Source organism: Geodermatophilus sp. SYSU D00879, assembly GCF_054050375.1.
Map to the genome: position 1 here is coordinate 23,657 of NZ_JBJGZF010000010.1, position 15,488 is coordinate 39,144.

16 protein-coding genes are annotated in these 15,488 nt (G+C 77.0%); 9 read left to right on the forward strand and 7 right to left on the reverse strand.

Going from position 1 to position 15,488, the window contains the following annotated elements; translation table 11 throughout:
* Nucleotides 1–3: 3 nt before the first annotated feature.
* Nucleotides 4–588, reverse strand: coding sequence for a cytochrome d ubiquinol oxidase subunit II (locus ACI79B_RS14035; RefSeq protein WP_457000171.1), 585 nt, complete (start codon nt 586–588; stop codon nt 4–6).
* On the opposite strand from ACI79B_RS14035, the gene ACI79B_RS14040 reads away from it, so the two are divergent.
* Nucleotides 527–1,201 (forward strand): ATP-binding cassette domain-containing protein, encoded by a 675-nt coding sequence (locus ACI79B_RS14040; protein ID WP_456928967.1) that lies wholly within the window; start codon nt 527–529, stop codon nt 1,199–1,201. The two genes, ACI79B_RS14035 and ACI79B_RS14040, sit on opposite strands and share 62 nt — an antisense overlap.
* 69 nt (nt 1,202–1,270) lie before the next feature.
* Here the strand turns inward: ACI79B_RS14040 and ACI79B_RS14045 are convergent, their stop codons facing one another.
* On the reverse strand, nt 1,271–1,483 hold the full coding sequence (locus ACI79B_RS14045) for a hypothetical protein (RefSeq protein ID WP_456928966.1): 213 nt from the start codon (nt 1,481–1,483) through the stop codon (nt 1,271–1,273).
* 167 nt (nt 1,484–1,650) lie between these two features.
* Between ACI79B_RS14045 and ACI79B_RS14050 the strand changes: the two genes are divergently transcribed.
* Entirely contained in the window at nt 1,651–1,848 is a 198-nt protein-coding gene (locus ACI79B_RS14050; protein ID WP_456928965.1) for a hypothetical protein, read from the forward strand.
* A 13-nt stretch (nt 1,849–1,861) separates the two neighbouring features.
* Here the strand turns inward: ACI79B_RS14050 and ACI79B_RS14055 are convergent, their stop codons facing one another.
* Nucleotides 1,862–2,335, reverse strand: a complete 474-nt coding sequence (locus ACI79B_RS14055; protein WP_456928964.1) for a hypothetical protein — start codon at nt 2,333–2,335, stop codon at nt 1,862–1,864.
* Between the two features lie 237 nt (nt 2,336–2,572).
* On the opposite strand from ACI79B_RS14055, the gene ACI79B_RS14060 reads away from it, so the two are divergent.
* The 7 genes from ACI79B_RS14060 to ACI79B_RS14090 all read left to right on the forward strand — a co-directional run bounded on the left by ACI79B_RS14060 (nt 2,573) and on the right by ACI79B_RS14090 (nt 9,258).
* Complete coding sequence (locus tag ACI79B_RS14060) at nt 2,573–3,268, forward strand: SemiSWEET transporter (RefSeq protein ID WP_456928963.1); 696 nt, start codon at nt 2,573–2,575, stop codon at nt 3,266–3,268.
* A gap of 55 nt (nt 3,269–3,323) precedes the next feature.
* Nucleotides 3,324–4,169, forward strand: coding sequence for an SDR family oxidoreductase (locus tag ACI79B_RS14065; protein WP_456928962.1), 846 nt, complete (start codon nt 3,324–3,326; stop codon nt 4,167–4,169).
* Nucleotides 4,166–5,032, forward strand: a complete 867-nt coding sequence (locus ACI79B_RS14070) for an alpha/beta hydrolase fold domain-containing protein (RefSeq protein WP_456928961.1) — start codon at nt 4,166–4,168, stop codon at nt 5,030–5,032. Before ACI79B_RS14065 ends, ACI79B_RS14070 begins: the two co-directional genes overlap by 4 nt.
* A 33-nt stretch (nt 5,033–5,065) precedes the next feature.
* Nucleotides 5,066–5,776 carry an ATP-dependent Clp protease proteolytic subunit gene (locus ACI79B_RS14075; protein ID WP_456928960.1) on the forward strand — a complete coding sequence of 237 codons (711 nt, stop codon included), beginning with the start codon at nt 5,066–5,068 and terminating at the stop codon, nt 5,774–5,776.
* Nucleotides 5,773–6,015 carry a hypothetical protein gene (locus ACI79B_RS14080; protein ID WP_456928959.1) on the forward strand — a complete coding sequence of 81 codons (243 nt, stop codon included), beginning with the start codon at nt 5,773–5,775 and terminating at the stop codon, nt 6,013–6,015. Before ACI79B_RS14075 ends, ACI79B_RS14080 begins: the two co-directional genes overlap by 4 nt.
* A gap of 62 nt (nt 6,016–6,077) precedes the next feature.
* Complete coding sequence (locus ACI79B_RS14085; protein WP_456928958.1) at nt 6,078–8,069, forward strand: DUF222 domain-containing protein; 1,992 nt, start codon at nt 6,078–6,080, stop codon at nt 8,067–8,069.
* 211 nt (nt 8,070–8,280) lie between these two features.
* The gene (locus tag ACI79B_RS14090) at nt 8,281–9,258 is read left to right on the forward strand and encodes an NAD-dependent epimerase/dehydratase family protein (RefSeq protein ID WP_456928957.1); all 978 of its coding nucleotides are present in this window, start codon (nt 8,281–8,283) and stop codon (nt 9,256–9,258) included.
* Between the two features lie 78 nt (nt 9,259–9,336).
* Here the strand turns inward: ACI79B_RS14090 and ACI79B_RS14095 are convergent, their stop codons facing one another.
* The 4 genes from ACI79B_RS14095 to ACI79B_RS14110 all read right to left on the reverse strand — a co-directional run bounded on the left by ACI79B_RS14095 (nt 9,337) and on the right by ACI79B_RS14110 (nt 15,354).
* Nucleotides 9,337–11,424, reverse strand: coding sequence for a M14 family metallopeptidase (locus ACI79B_RS14095; protein ID WP_456928956.1), 2,088 nt, complete (start codon nt 11,422–11,424; stop codon nt 9,337–9,339).
* 160 nt (nt 11,425–11,584) lie between these two features.
* Nucleotides 11,585–13,702: a phosphotransferase gene (locus tag ACI79B_RS14100; RefSeq protein ID WP_456928955.1), complete on the reverse strand. Its 2,118-nt coding sequence runs from the start codon at nt 13,700–13,702 to the stop codon at nt 11,585–11,587.
* Nucleotides 13,699–14,493 carry an SDR family oxidoreductase gene (locus ACI79B_RS14105; protein ID WP_456928954.1) on the reverse strand — a complete coding sequence of 265 codons (795 nt, stop codon included), beginning with the start codon at nt 14,491–14,493 and terminating at the stop codon, nt 13,699–13,701. Before ACI79B_RS14105 ends, ACI79B_RS14100 begins: the two co-directional genes overlap by 4 nt.
* A 45-nt stretch (nt 14,494–14,538) precedes the next feature.
* Nucleotides 14,539–15,354 (reverse strand): alpha/beta fold hydrolase, encoded by an 816-nt coding sequence (locus ACI79B_RS14110; protein WP_456928953.1) that lies wholly within the window; start codon nt 15,352–15,354, stop codon nt 14,539–14,541.
* Nucleotides 15,355–15,488 lie beyond the last annotated feature (134 nt).

Here is a 15,488-nt window from a genome sequence, read left to right on the forward strand (position 1 = left end):
AGGTCAGGACCGGGGTGCGGGTGGTGGCCGGTGCGGTGCGACCGCCGGGGCGGACCGGCCGTCGTCCTGCTCCGCCGCCCGCCGGCCCGGGCCGCGCTGGGTGGGGATGTGCACCCCGGGGCCGGCGGTGGCCGCCGGCCCCAGCCGCTGCCGGAAGACGTGGTAGGTCCACCACTGGTAGCCCAGCACCACGGGCAGCAGGATCGCCGCCACCCACGTCATGACGGTCAGCGAGTAGGACGCCGCGGCCGTGTTCTCGATGGTCAGGTCGTTCGCCTCCCCCAGGGAGGACACCATCACCCGGGGGTACAGGGTGACGAACACCGTCGCCACGGTGGCGGCCGGCGCACGCGGCGGCGACCCCCGCCGCGGCGACCGCGACGGCGGCGACCACCCACGCGGCGACCCCCGGTCGGCCGTTACCTGCGTCCACACGGCGAACCCGGCGACGACGGCCGCCGTCGCCGGGCCCAGGACGCGCGCGGTGCGGGCCGCGCGGCCGCGCACCTCCCCGCGGGTCCGGAGGGTGGCGAACACGGCGCCGTGCAGCAGGCACAGCAGCACGAGGGGGAGGCCGGGACGGGTCACCCTGGGCGGGAGGGACGTCCGGGAGTACCGGTCCGACGACGTCCGCCACCGCGTCGGTGACTGTCCCGCCGACCCGCACGTCTTCGCCGGGACGCTCCTGGACAACCTGCGGCTGGCCCGCCCCGGCGCCGGCCTCGCGGAGGTCGAGGCGGCAGCCGGGGCGGTCGGGCTGCTCGACTGGGTCCGGTCCCTCCCCGAGGGCTGGGCGACCCGCGTCGGCCAGCGCGGGGCACGGATCTCCGGTGGGGAGCGGCAGCGGCTGGCGCTGGCGCGGACGGTGCTCGCCGATCCGGAGGTGGTCGTCCTCGACGAGCCGACAGCCCACCTCGACCCCGACGCGCGGGCGGCGGTCACCTCGGCCGTCCTCCGGGTGACGCGCGGGCGGACCACCGTCCTGGTGACCCACGACCTGGCCGCCCTCCCGGAGATGGACGAGGTCGTGGTCCTCGACGCCGGTCGCGTGGTGCAGCGCGGCACCCACGCCGACCTGCTCGACCGGCCCGGCGTCTACCGGCAGATGTGGGACGTCGACCCGCCCGCCGGCGGGCTCGGTCACCGGCGGAGCGAGCTCGCCCCGACCCCCCTGCCGGCGGCGCGTGGGGGAGGGGAGTGACGGGGCGCGGGTCCCGTCAGGGGTGCGGACCGCGTCTCTCCCACGGGGACGGCCCCGGAGCGACCGTCCTCAGGCCGCGGTCGGCGCCACCCGGGCCAGTGCGGTGGTGAGGGTCAGCCGGAGGTCGAGCAGGTCGTCGAGCGCCTGCTGGGCCGCCTGGCACAGGGTGAAGCCCTCGCCGCTCGGTGCGGTGCGGAACCCGTCGCGGGCGGTGCCGAGCTCCTGGTAGGCGACCGCGATGCGGCGGTCGACGTCGGGGACCTGGGGACGAGGGAGCGACACGTCGCCTCCTCCTGCGGATCGGTGATGCCGGGAGGGGGTTCCCGGTCGTCCGTGCGGCGCTCTACCCACCCGGGGCCGTGCGCACGCACGTTCCGCCGCGCGGGCACGGGCACCCGGACGGGGGAACGCCGCCGGGGAGTGTCGGTGCCGTCCCTACGGTGAGGACCGTGACCCGTCGCACCGCCCCGTCCTGCCCCGCCTGCGCCGGGGCCCCGCGCGCGGTCCCGCTCGTGTTCGGGCTGCCCTCCGCGGAGGCGTTCGACGCGCGCGACCGCGGTGAGGTCGTGCTGGGCGGGTGCCTGCTGACGGAGGGCGAGCCGCTGCCCGACCGGGCCTGCCCGGAGTGCCGGCAGCCGCTGCGCTGATCCCGCGCGGGGGTCAGCCGATCCCGCACTCGTCGCGCAGGTAGGCCTCGACGTTCTCGCTCGCCGTGTCCAGCCCGCTCCCGGCCTCCTCGAGCGCGGCGACCGAGTCCCCGTCGGTGAGGTCGAGGTCGGCCACCGCGTCCGCCATCCGGTCCAGGCCGGCCGTCATGGTCTCCCAGTCGGCGGCGACCTCCTCCGGTGGGTCGACGTCCCGCATCTCATCCCCGAGCTGACGGAAGACCTCGGGGAGCGAGGCGTCGCCCTCGACCTCCGCGAGGGCGTCCTCCACCCGCTGGTCGAGGTCGGCGGCCCGGGCGCAGAAGTCCTCCCCGGCCGCCGTGTCCTCCGCGGGGGAGCTGGTCGCCGGGGTGTCGGCCGCCGAGCCGCCGTCGCCCGAGCCGCCGTCGTCACCGGAGCACGAGGCGAGCAGGACGACGCCGAGGACCGCGGCCACCCCGGCCCGGACGGGACGCAGCTGCTGGCGCATGGACCGACCGTCCCGCGACCGGCGACCCGGGGGCAGGGTCGAAGGGCCGCCCCGGGGCGAGCGAGGTCACAGGAGGATCACGGTCGATCGGGTTCCGTTGCCGACGGTGAGCGCCGATGACACCTGCGGTCACCCGGGGATCCGCTCAGTGACGAGGGACCCGAGCCGGTGGAGCGCCGTCTCCCGGCCGGTGGCCGCGCCCCTCGCTCACCCTCCCGAACGGATCCCCGCACCACCATGCCCGCCGTCCTCGGCATCGTCGCGTCCACCCTCAGCATCGCCGTCGTCTGGCCCCAGGTCTGGCTCTCCTGCCGGCACGGCCGCACCCGGGGGCTGTCGCCCACGGGCAGCTGGCTGGCCGTCGCGCTGAACCTGGCCTGGCTGACCTTCGGCCTGCTGGAGCACGACCCGGCCCAGGTGGTCACCAACGCCGTCGTCGGCGCGGGCAACGCCGCGGTGCTCGCCGCCCTGCTGCTCACCCAGCCGGCGCTGCGCACCCGGCGGGTCCTGGCCCGCACCGCCTCCGGCGCCGCCGCGCTGGCCGCCCTGGCCGGGAGCTGCCTGATCGCGGTGGACCTCGGCGCCGCGCCGGCCGCGGCCGCCGCCGTCCTCGCCGCCGTGGCCGCGGTCGTCGGCGCCGCCGCCGCGGTGCCGCAGCCGCTGGGCCTGCTGCGCGACCGCACGCAGGACGTCTCCGGGCTCTCGCCGGTGCGGTGGTGGCTCGGCGCCGGGTCCTGCGCCGCCTGGACCGGGTACGGCCTGGCGGTGGGGCAGCAGGCGATGGCGCTGTCGGCCGCGGTGGGGCTCGCGTGCGCGCTCGCCACCTGCGCGGTGCTCGCCGCCCGCCGGACGCCGGCGCCGGTCGTCCCGCTGCCGGTCCGCCGCCCGGTCCGCCCCGCCGAGCCGCGCCCGGTGCTGGCCGCCGCGGCCTGAGGACGCCGCCCGGGCGAGGATCGGGCGTCGTCCGCACCCACGCCGAGGAGTCGCGTTGAGCCCGAGCCCCGTCGCCGTCACCGGCTCCACCGGACAGGTCGGGGGCCGGGTCGCCCGCCGGCTGTCCGCCGCCGGCGTCCCGCAGCGCCTGCTGGTCCGTGACCCGTCCCGCGCGCCCCGGCTGCCGGGCGCGACCGCCGTCGTCGCGCCGTACGCCGACGGCGACGCCGTCCGCCGGGCCCTGGAGGGCGTGGGGACGGTGTTCATGGTGTCGGCGTCCGAGTCCGCCGACCGGGTCGACCAGCACCGCGCCTTCGTCGACGCCGCCGCGGCCGCCGGCGTGCGGCACCTGGTCTACCTGTCGTTCCAGGGCGCCGCCCCGGACGCGACCTTCACCCTCGCCCGCGACCACTGGGCCACCGAGGAGCACGTCCGCGCCCGCGGGCTGCGGTCCACGTTCCTGCGCGACGCGCTCTACGCCGACTTCCTGCCCCGGCTGGTGGGGGAGGACGGCGTGATCCGCGGCCCGGCCGGCGACGGGCGGGTCGCCGCGGTCGCCCAGGACGACGTCGCCGACGCCGCGGTCGCCGTCCTCCGCGACCCCGCCGCGCACGCCGGGCGCACGTACGACCTCACCGGGCCGGAGGCGCTGACGCTGACCGAGGTCGCGGAGACGATCACCGCCGTCACCGGCCGCCCGGTCCGCTACCACGCGGAGACCGTCGAGGAGGCCTTCGCCTCGCGCGCCTCCTACGGCGCCCCCGGCTGGCAGGTCGAGGCCTGGGTGTCGACGTACACCGCGATCGCGGCTGGTGAGATGGCCGCCGTGAGCAGCGCCGTCCCCGACCTGACCGGCTCCCCGGCCACCGCCTTCGAGCAGCTGCTGCGGGCCACCGCGTGAGCCTGGCGATGCGCGCGGTGGCCGGTTACCTGCGGCTGACCGCCAAGCCGCGGATGGCGACCGCCGAGCGCGCCCGGCAGCGGATGGCCGACCCCGGCGCGCCCGCCCCGCTGCCCGACGCGCTGCGCCGCCGGCACGAGGTGGCCACCCGGCTCGTCGAGGACCGCGAGGTGCACACGGTGGCCCCGCGCGGCGGCGGGTCCGGTCGGGTCGCCCTCTACCTGCACGGCGGCGCCTACGTCGCCGGGATGGCGCCGCAGCACTGGGCGCTGGTCGGGCGGCTGGCCGACGCCGGCGTCCGGGTGGTGGTGCCCGACTACGGCCTCGCGCCGCGGTGCACGTACCGCGACGCGTACCGCCTGCTCGACGCCGTGTACCGCGACCTGGGCGACGACGTCGTCCTCGCCGGTGACTCCGCGGGCGGCGGGCTGGCCCTCGGCTTCGCCCAGACGCTGCTCGGCAGCGGCCTGCCGCAGCCGCGGCGGCTGGCGCTGATCGCGCCGTGGCTGGACCTCGCGCTCACCGGCCAAGGCGTGGCCGCGGCCGAGGCCCGGGACCCCTGGCTGTCCAGCGCCGGTCTGGCCGAGGCCGGCCGCGCGTGGGCCGGCGGCGACGACCCGGCCGACCCGCGGCTCAGCCCGGTGCACGGCCCGCTCGCGGGGCTCCCGCCGGTGCGGGTCTGGATCGGCACCCGCGACCTGCTCCACCCCGACGTGATGCGCCTGCGGGACCGGGCCGCCGCCGAGGGGGCGCAGGTGGACGTGACGGTCCGCCCGGGCGCCGTCCACGTCTACCCGCTGACGCCGACCCCCGAGGGCCGGGCCGGGGCGCGGGAGGTCGTCGCGACGGTGGCCGGGGACTGAGCCGCCCGCGCCGTTCTGCCGACAGCCGAACAATTGCGCGAACGGCGAAAGGGGTCCTTTCGGGGGCGCATTCCTGCCGCGTCCCCGATTGACTGCGGCCGTCCGATCCCGGCGGCCCAGGAGGTCCCGACCGTGCAGACCCCGACCGGCTCCCCGTCCCTGCTCGACGCCGTCGCCGACCGCCTGCTGCGCGAGCGCATCGTCGTGCTCGGCAGCGAGGTGGACGACGACGTCGCCAACCGCCTGTGCGCGCAGATGCTGCTGCTCGCGGCCGACGATCCGCGCCGCGACGTCCACCTCTACGTCAACTCACCCGGCGGCTCGGTGACCGCCGGGATGGCCGTCTTCGACACGATGCAGGCGATCGGCTGTGACGTCGCCACCTACGCGTTCGGGACGGCGGCCTCGATGGGGCAGTTCCTGCTCACCGCCGGCACGCCGGGCAAGCGGTTCACGCTGCCGCACACCCGGATCCTCGTGCACCAGCCCTCGGGCGGGCTCGGCGGCACGCAGTCCGACGTCGCCGTCCAGGCCGAGGCGCTGCGCCGGCTGAAGCGGGACGTCGACGAACTGCAGGCGCTGCACACCGGGCAGACCGTCGAGCAGATCGAGCGGGACTCCGACCGGGACCGCTGGTTCACCGCGCAGGAGGCCGTGGCCTACGGGCTGGTCGACCACGTCGTCGCCTCGGCCGCGGCGCTGCCCGGCCCGGCACTGGTCCCCGCCGGCTGGGGCGCGCCGTGACCGACTGGCTCACCGCGACCCTCGACGACGCCCGCGCGGCCGAGCTCCGGCGGTCTGTGCGGCACCACCGCCGGGTCGCCGCGGCGGCCCGGCGACGCCGCGCCCGCCGGCTGGCCACCCGCGCGGCCGCCCTCGCCGAGCGCTCCGCCGTCCTCGCCGCCCGGGCGGCGCTGCTGTCGCCGGGACCCCGCGCGGAGGTGACGTCGGACGCCGGGGCGGACAGGCGGGCACCCGTCTGACCTGCACCTTCCTCGTCCACAGGGCTTGCCGCTCGGTTGTGTTCGAACATATGATCGATCCTGTGGACGACGTGCTGACCGCTCCGGTGCCGGGGGCGCCGCCGGTCGGGATGTCGTCGGGGCCGCTGGGTGCGGTGCAGGCCGCGGACCGGGAGATCGCCCGCCAGACCGCGCTGCGGGCGCGGGCGGTGGCGGCGTTCGCCGCTATCCGTCCGGCCTCGGCGGATCGTCCGCAGGGTGCGCCGGGGGCGATGTCGGCGGCGCGGTGGGCGGTTCGGCCGGAGGTGCTGCGGCCGGTGAGCGAGTGGGCGACGCAGGAGCTGGCGGTGGCCCTGGCGCTGTCCTCGGAGGCGGCGCAGGCGCTGCTGGAGCGGTCACTCACGCTGGTGCACCGCCTGCCGCTGACGCTGGCCGCACTGGAGGCCGGGGCGCTGCACCCGGGGCACCTGTGGGCGCTGCTGGACGAGGTCGCGCCGATCACCGACGACACGGTGCGCGCCGGCCTGGAGCGGGACCTGCTGGCCTGGGCGGCGGGGCGGGTGACCACGCCGGCGCAGCTGGGCGACAAGGCCCGGCGGGAGGTGCTCACGCGCGGCGCCCGCGCCGCCGCCGACCGGCTGGCGCAGGCCGTCCGCGAGCGCGGCGTGAGCGCCCGGCCGGACCGGGTGGACGGGATGAGTGTGGTCGGTGCACTGCTCACCACCCCGGAGGCGGCGGCGCTGGTCGAGGCGCTGGGCGCCTACGCCGATGCGCTGCCCGAGGACGGCCGCACCCGTGGGGAGAGGATGGCCGACTGCCTGCTGGACCGGGTGCTGCGGCCGGGTGAGCACGGCCTGCCGCCGGTGCAGGTGCGCCTCGATGTCGTGGCGCCGGTCGGGGCGCTGTTGGGTGGGGACCAGCCGTGCGAGATCGACGGGCAGGTGGTGCCGGCGGAGGTGGTCCGCGCCCTGCTCGCCGCCCTCACCGGCACCCCGCTGGTCACCGGCACCGAGCCCGAGGTCATCGAGTCCGAGATCAGCGCTCCGAAGGCCACCGCCCCGACCGCGGACGTCGGAGTCGACAACTCGACAAGCGGCTCCTCGGCGGCCGCCCCTACGTCGGTCGGTACCGCACCGGTCGAGTTGGCCATCGACGCCGACGCCGATGACTGGCCGCTGCTCGGTCTCACCGCGGCCGACATCGCCCACTACGAGGCCGAGGCCGACGAGCTCTCCGCCTGGTGGGACCGGATGGAGGCCCGGGTGCTGGCCGGGGAGTTCGACGACCGGCCGGTGTCCTGTCCCGTCGACGAGGAACCACCCCCCGGCCTCGTCCCGCCGCCGGACGAACCGCCACCGCCCGATGACCCAGCGCCTGCGCCGACCGACTTCCCACCGGGTGCGACCGTGCCCGAGGGCTGGTGGGCGCGGGCCGACCGCGCCGTCGACGACGCCGGCGACGCACTGCTCGCCGCGCAGCGGGCGCTGGGCCACGCCGCCCGGATGGTCGCCAGCGCCGAGCGCGCCGACACCGCCGACGAGACCGCCTGGGCCGCCGGTCCGGCCGGGCGGGTCAGCACCGCCGGGGATGCGCTCACCGCGCTCGCCGCCGCGGACCAGCAGGCCCGGGCGGTACTGGCGGACCTGCTGCGGCGCACCGCCGGCGGCGGCCTGACCGACCGGCCCCGCCTGGTGCTCACCGACGCCCTCACCGGAGCACTGCTCACCCTCACCGACCTCCCGGCCCTGCACCGCGCGGACGAGACCGGCACCGGCCTGGCGGTGCCCGGACCGTCCGCCGGCTACCACCCCGGCGCGGCGCTGGACCGGCACGGCCGTGCCCGGGACCGGCGCTGCCGGTTCCCCGGCTGCCGCCGCCGCACCGGCCACCTCGACCACGCGATCCCCTGGCCGGCCGGTCCGACCGCCGCGCCCAACCTGGCCGGCTACTGCGCCGGCCACCACCGCGGCAAGCACCAGGCACCCGGCTGGCGGCACCACCTGGCCCCCGACGGCACCCTGACCGTCACCACGCCCACCGGCCTCACCGCGACGACCACCCCGCCGCCCTACTGAAGCGGAGCCGGGAATGTCCCGGCGGACGGTGCGTTGGAGCAGGTGCCGGTCCGGTCCATGCCCCCGGGCCTCACCTCCTGCCGCTGCGAGCGGCCACTCGCCGAGAGGCGGCTGTCGGGCCGGCGCTGCACGACCCGGCCGCCCGGTCCACCAGGACCGGGCGGCCCGTCCGTGTCCGGGGACCGGCCGAGGACGTGCCAGGGTGGCGGGCGTGCGTGTTCTCGTCACCGGCAGCTCCGGCCACCTGGGCGAGGCACTGGTCCGCGTGCTGCGCGACGCCGGTGACGACGTCACCGGCCTGGACCTGCTGCCCTCGCCGTGGACCGACGTCGTCGCCTCCGTCACAAACCGTGCCGCGGTCCGGGACGCCCTCGCCGGCGCCGACGCCGTGCTGCACACCGCCACGCTGCACAAGCCGCACGTCGGCACGCACGGCCGGCAGGAGTTCGTCGACACCAACGTCACCGGCACCCTCGCCGTCCTGGAGGAGGCGGCGGCCGCCGGGGTCGGGCGTGTGGTGGTCACCAGCACGACCAGCGCCTTCGGCCGCGCGCTGACCCCCGCGCCCGGCGAGCCCGCCGCGTGGGTCACCGAGGCCGTGCCGCCGCGGGTGCGCAACGTCTACGGCGCCACCAAGGTCGCCGCCGAGGACCTGTGCGAGCTCGTCGCCCGCGACACCGGCCTGCCCGTCGTCGTCCTGCGGACCGCGCGGTTCTTCCCCGAGGGCGACGACCGCGACGACGTCCGCACCGCCTACGCCGACGACAACGTCAAGGTGAACGAGCTGCTGTACCGGCGGGTGGACCTCGCCGACGTCGTCTCCGCCCACCGCGCCGCCCTCGACCGGGCGCCGGCGCTGGGGTCCGGCCGGTACGTCGTCAGCGCCACCACGCCGTTCGGCCGGGACGACCTCGCGCAGCTGCGCGCGGACGCCCCGGCCGTCGTCGCACGGCTGTTCCCCGACGCCCCCGCGCTGTACGAGCGGCTGGGCTGGCGGCTGTTCCCCTCGATCGACCGGGTGTACGTCAACGCCGCCGCCCGCGCCGACCTGGGTTGGACACCGGAGTGGGACTTCCGCGCCGCCCTCGACGCGCTCGCCGCCGGGCGCCCGCCGCGCAGCGAGCTGGCCCGGACGATCGGCGCGAAGGGCTACCACGCCGTCCCGACCGGCCCCTACACCGTCGGCTGACGTCGCGGTGCAGGCGACGCCGGAGGCCCGGGACCGCAGCGGTCCCGGGCCTCCGGTCTGCCGTGTGCTCCGGTGGGGTCAGCGGCGCCCGCAGGCCCGCAGGTCCACCCGCAGCTCCTGGCCGCGGTCGACCACGACCGGCACCGTCTGGCGCACCTGTCCACCGACCTCGCAGGTCAGCGTCCAGGTCTCCACCAGGCCCGGCACCGTCGACTGCGTGGCGTTGAACAGCGAGGCGGTCAACGTCCAGCTCGGCGACAGCGAGGCGAAGTTGACCACCCGCAGCACGTAGGTGCCCTGCGCCGGGTCCTGCAGCAGCACCCGCTCCTTCTCGCCGACGGAGTTGCCCGAGCTGCCCACCGGGGTCAGCGACCCGTCGGCGCCCTTGCGGTACACCTCCAGGTCCAGGTCGTCCGGCGTCGGCCAGTCGAGCGTCACCTCGAACAGGTCGGCGTCCCGGTCGACGGTGAACTCCCGGTCGGCGGACTGCAGCGGCGCCGTCGTGCCGGTGAACGCCTGCTGCGCAACCGGGTCGCCGCCGAGCGTCTCGACCTGACGGTCCATCACCACCGGGCGGGTCGAGGGGTTGACGTGCCAGGTGTAGCGGCCGTCCGGCCCGACGGTCGTCGTGGTGTCGAGGGTGTCCTGGATCGAGCCCTCCCACGTCGGGGTGGCGAAGGTCTTTCGCAGCCGGAGGGTGGCACCGGCCGGCGCCCGACCGCTGAGCACCGAGTGCATCTCCGGGTCGACGGCGTTCTGCAGCGCCAGCAGGTAGGCCTCGCGGTTGCCCCGCCCGGCGTACGGCCCGGCGCCCAGGTACTCGTCGACCACCTCGGGGAAGGGCGGGTGGAACTCGTCGGGGCCGATCTCGAAGGTGTAGCCGAAGCCGCCGGTGGCGTTGTACGACCAGTCCTCGGTGGAGCCGGTGGTGTCGTAGAGCTCCCACGCGTGCTGGCTGGCGTAGCCGTTCTGCGCGGCCATCGCGTCGCCGAGCTCCCGCATCGCCGCCTCGTCGAACGCCTCACCGAGCGGGATGCCCTCGCTCGGGGCGACCGCGTCAGGCGCGACGCCGGCGGGGCGCAGCACCAGGTTCGAGAACGTGTGGTTGGTGATCAGCGTGGTCACCTGTCGGCCGCTGACCAGCTCGCGGATGTTCTGCGTCTCCGGCTCGGAGAACGCCGCCGGGCCGCGGTAGGTCGGGTCGGCGGCGGTCGCCGAGGCGCCCGGGCCGCCCCAGTAGCCGCCGTAGTTGCGGTTGAGGTCGACGCCGACGCCGTAGCCGCCGTTGCTGGTCGCCGCCAGCGCGCAGGTGCCGTCGGGGGTGTCCAGCCCGTCGACCAGACGGCAGTTCTTGCGCTTGTAGGCGTTGCCGGGGGTGCCGAGGATGGTCGCCGTCCCGCCGCCGTCGACCGCGCGCAGGTCGACCAGGCCGCCGTCGGTGCGGGAGAGGTGGAACCCGTCGGGGTTCACCACGGGAACGACGACGACCCGCGAGCGGTCCACCAGGTCGGTGATCCGCGGGTCGCTGCCGTAGTTCTCCACCAGGTCCACCGCGAACTCCATCGCGTGCTCGCCCGAGGGCCACTCCCGGGCGTGGTGCACGCCGAGCATGAGGAACACCGGCAGCCCGCGGTCCGGGCCGCGCACGTCGCGGCCGATCTCCACGCCGTACACCGGCCGGCCGTCGAGCGTCCGGTGCGGCAGCTCGAACCGCTCGACCAGACCGGGGTGGTCGCGCTCCAGTGCCGCCATGTCGGCCTCGTAGTCGGCCAACGTGCGGTAGGCGTCCCGCCCCGAGGGCAGCGGCGAGGTCGTGGTGGCCGCGGCGTAGGCCGCGTCGACCCGGTTGTTCTCCGCCTCGCGGGCCAGCAGGTCGGGGATGCGGACGTCGAAGTCCAGCCCGGCGCCCAGCAGTGCGGCGACGTCGGCCGGGGTGTGCAGCACGACCTCGACGTAATCGTGGCCGGCGTGTTCGGTGAGGTCGAGGCCCAGGGTCTGCAGCAGGTCCTTGTCGGCGCTGGTCGGGGTGTCGACGGTGACCAGCTGCGGCCGGAACGGGTCCTCCGCCGCGGCGGGGGTCGGGGCGCCGGCAGTGGTGACGGCGACGAGCGTGGCCGTGACCACCGCCCACAGGCTGGTGCGGGGACGAAGGCGGGACAGGGTCATGCGCAGCTCCGGTCGGGTCCGCAGGAGTCGGGTGCCGGACCAACGAGCGGACGTCGCTCAGGTCACGTCCGACCCGGGACCGAGGCGCGCTGCGGCCGGGAACCGGCCGTGCCCGCGGTCGGCCGCCGCACGGTCAGCAGGCCGTCGAGGAGGACCCGGCTCACCCGCGCGGCGGGACGTCGAGCACCACGACGTCGTCCTCGTGCAGGCCCGCAGCGACCAGCGTCCCGTCGCGCTCGGCGACCGCGGTGACGAAGCCGTAGCCGGCGTCGGTGGCGCGCAGGTCGTGCACCCGGCGCCCGTCGGCCGGGTCGAACGCCATCACCCAGGCGATCGGCGTCGCCTCCGGCCGCACCCGCTCCGGCACGTTCCACAGCAGCAGCCGCAGCACGCCCGGCAGCGGCAGCAGCCGGTCCAGCAGCGCGTTGCGCGGCGCGGCGATCGCCACCCACAGCAACCCGTCGCTGCCGAGCGACGCGTTGTCGGGGAACCCGGGCAGGTTCTCCACCAGCGGCTCGGTGATCCCCGCCCGCTCGCCGGTGAGCCAGTGCCGCAGCACCCGGTAGCGGGCCGTCTCGGCCAGCAGCAGGTGCGACCCGTCGGGTGCCAGGACCAGCCCGTTGGCGAAGCCGAGCCCGGAGAGCACCGTGCTCACCGTGCCGTCGGGGTCCCGCCGCACCAGCCGCCCGGTGGCCGAGTGCTCGAACACGTCCCCGAGGTGGTGCTCGACGTCCCACCGGCTGGTCGACGTCGTGAACCACACCGTGCCGTCCGGCGCCGCGACGACGTTGCTCGCGAACGTCACCGGCTCCCCGTCGACCTCGGAGACCAGCACGTCGACGCCGCCGTCGGGGAACACCCGCAGCAGCCCGCGGTCGTGGTCGCAGACGAGCACGCTGCCGTCGGCGCACGGCTCCACCCCGAGCGGCCGGCCGCCGGTGCGCCCGACCAGGGTGCGCTTGCCGGTGACCGGGTCGATCCGCACGACGCTGCCGTCGCGCAACCCGGTGACGAGCAGGCCGGCGTCGTCGAAGAGCACGTCCTCGGGGCCGGAGTCGCCGGTCGGCAGCCGGCGGCCGACGCGGAACGGCGCGGTCGGCCCGGGGTCGGCGAACGCCGGCGGGGTCCAGCGGCGTGGCCGGATGCGGCGGCGGGTGAGCAGCGGGCTGCCGACCTGCGCCGCGGCGCGGTCGGGGGTGAGCCGGCCGGCCCGCCGGATGACCGCCAGGCAGCGCCGCTCGAGCAGCCGGACGGCGAGGCCGAAGGAGCGGAACGCCGGGTTCGTCGTCTGCCCCGCCCGGTAGCGCGCCCACACCTGCTGGGCTATGACCGCGACGCGGAACAGGCCGAACACCTCGTACCAGGCCCACTCGGCGTTGGTGACCCGCTGCCCGGTCCGCGCGCTGTAGTACGCGACGACCTGCTCGCGGGTCATCATCCCGGGCAGCGTCGTGGGCTGGCGGCTGAACCGGCGCATCAGCGGGCCGTCGTCGGCCTGGATCCAGTAGCCGAGCGCGCTCGCGAGGTCCACCAGCGGGTCGCCGACGGTGGCCAGCTCCCAGTCCAGCAGCCCGACCGGGCGGGTGGGGTCGGCGGGGTCGAGGACGACGTTGTCGAACCGGAAGTCGTTGTGCACCAGCGTGTGCGCCCGGTCGGCGGGCTGGTGCTCGGCCAGCCACGCGGTCACCCGCGCGAAGGCGGGCACGTCCCGCGTGCGGGCCCGCGCGTAGCGCTTCGTCCAGTTCTCCACCTGGCGGCGCACGTAACCGGGGCCGCGGTCGAGGTCGGCCAGGCCGGCGGCCCGCACGTCCACCGCGTGCAGGTCGACCAGCAGGTCGACGACGTTGCGGCACAGCCGCGCGACCTGCTCGCGGTCCAGGTCCACGCCCGGCGGCAGCGAGCGGCGGGGGATCGGCCCCTCGACCCGCCGGACGACGGAGAACGGCGTCCCGACGACGGCGGTGTCCTCGCACAGCGCGACCGTGCGCGGCACGTGGGGGAGGACCCGGCCCAGCGCGTCCTGGATGCGGTACTCGCGGGCGACGTCGTGCGCGGTGCCGGTGTGCTCCCCGCGCGGCGGGCGGCGCAGCACCAGGTCGCCGTCGGGGTAGTGCAGCAGGTAGGTCAGGTTGGAGACGCCGCCGGCGAACTGGCGCACCTCGGGGACGGCGGACAGGTCGACGCCGGCCCGCGCGGGGTCGGCGTGCGCGGCCAGCCAGGCGGCGACGGCGGCGACGTCGAAGGCGTCCTCGGCCCGGACCGGGCGGGCGTCGGTCACGAGAGCCGCCGCACGACCGACAGCGGCAGCACCCGCATCGCGACGCCGATCGGCACCCACGGCCAGGAGGGCACGTACGCCTTGGCCTTCCGCGCCTCGATCGCCTCGACCATCGCCCGGACACCGGTCTCGGTGTCCACCATGAACCGGGTGGCCTGCTGCACGTGCTCGTTCATCTCCGACCGGATGTAGCCGGGGTAGACCACCGACACGTCGACGCCGGGGATGCGCTCCGACCGCAGCCCCTCGGCGAGCGCGGCGACGCCGGCCTTGGTCGCCGCGTAGGTGGTCATGCTCCGGCGCATCCCGCGCAGCGCGGACATCGACGAGACCAGCACCAGGTGGCCGCGGCGCTGGCGGCGGAACACCTCCAGCGCCGCCTCGCACTGCGCCAGCGCGCCGACGAAGTTGGTCATCGCCGTCTCGCGGTTGGCGTCGGCGCGGCCGGTGCCGAGCGGGGCGCCCTTGCCCAGGCCCGCGTTGACGACCACCCGGTCGAGCCCGCCGAACGCCTCGTCGAAGCGGCGGAACACCGCGGGGACGGCGTCGGCGTCGGTGACGTCGAGCGCCGCCGTCTCCACCCGCCGGCCGGTCGCCGTCCGGATCCCGTCCGCGAGGGTGTCCAGCCGGTCGGTCCGGCGGGCGCACAGCGCGAGGTCCCAGCCGCGGGCGGCGAACTGGCGCGCCATCTCCGCGCCCAGCCCGGAGCTGGCCCCGGTGACCACGACGACGCCCGGAGCCGAGCGGGCCTGGGGGGAGGACGGGGCGGGGCCGGGGGAGGAGGAGGGCACCCGGGCACGCTAGATCCGGCCGGTACCGGTCCGGTGCCCGGGGGCTCAGGTGCGGACGGCGGGGCGCACCTGCGCCAGCACGAACCCGGCGACGACGTCGTGCACGGCGTCGCGGTCGTGCTCGTTGAGGACGTCGTGCAGGTCGCCGGGGAAGGTGCGCAGGGTGGCCCGCGGCAGCCGCGCGACCAGGGCGCGGGAGTTCTCCAGCGGCACCACCGGGTCGGCCTCGCCGTGCAGGACCAGCGTCGGGACGTCGGGCCTGCCCGCAGCGAGCCCGTCGGCCACCGCGGACCAGGAGCGGACCACCGCCTCCAGGGTCTGCCGGGGCACCGGCCCGCGGTTCACCAGCGGGTCGGTGCGCAGCGCCTCCAGGTAACCGGGGTGGGTGCTGAACACCTCCGCCGGGTCCGGCGGCTCGACCTCCGCGACGTCGTCGGCGAGCATCGCCTCGATCACCGGCACCGGGGAGGCCGGCGGGTCGGAGACGACCAGCGCCTCCGCCACGTCCGGGGACCGCTGGGCCAGCAGCAGCGCGGCCACGCCCCCGCCGGAGTGCCCCATGAGCACCAGCGGCCGGCCGGGGTGCCGGGCCCGGGCGATCGCGGTCAGCGTGCGGAGGTCGTCGGCCTGGTCGTCCCGGCTGAGCATGAGGTCGCGCTGGCCGTCGCTGCGGCCGTGGCCGCTCGCGTCCAGGGCGTGCACGGCGATCCCGTCGGCGGCCAGCCGCCGGCCGAGGGGCGCGTAGAGGCCCAGGTGCTCGCCGAAGTCGCCGTGGTGGAGGACGACGACCGCGAGGGCCTCGCCGTCGGGGAGCCAGGCGTCGTGGTGCACGCGGCCCCGGGTGCCGTCGAAGAAGGGCATCGCCCCTCCCTCCGGGTCGGGCGGACGGGCCCCCGCGCCGGCGATCGTCCCCGCCGTCGCCCGCGGTGCAGCGGGGTCCCGCCCCCGGCCCGGCGAGGGGGCGGCGCTGCGTCACCCGGGGCGCCCGGTTCGAC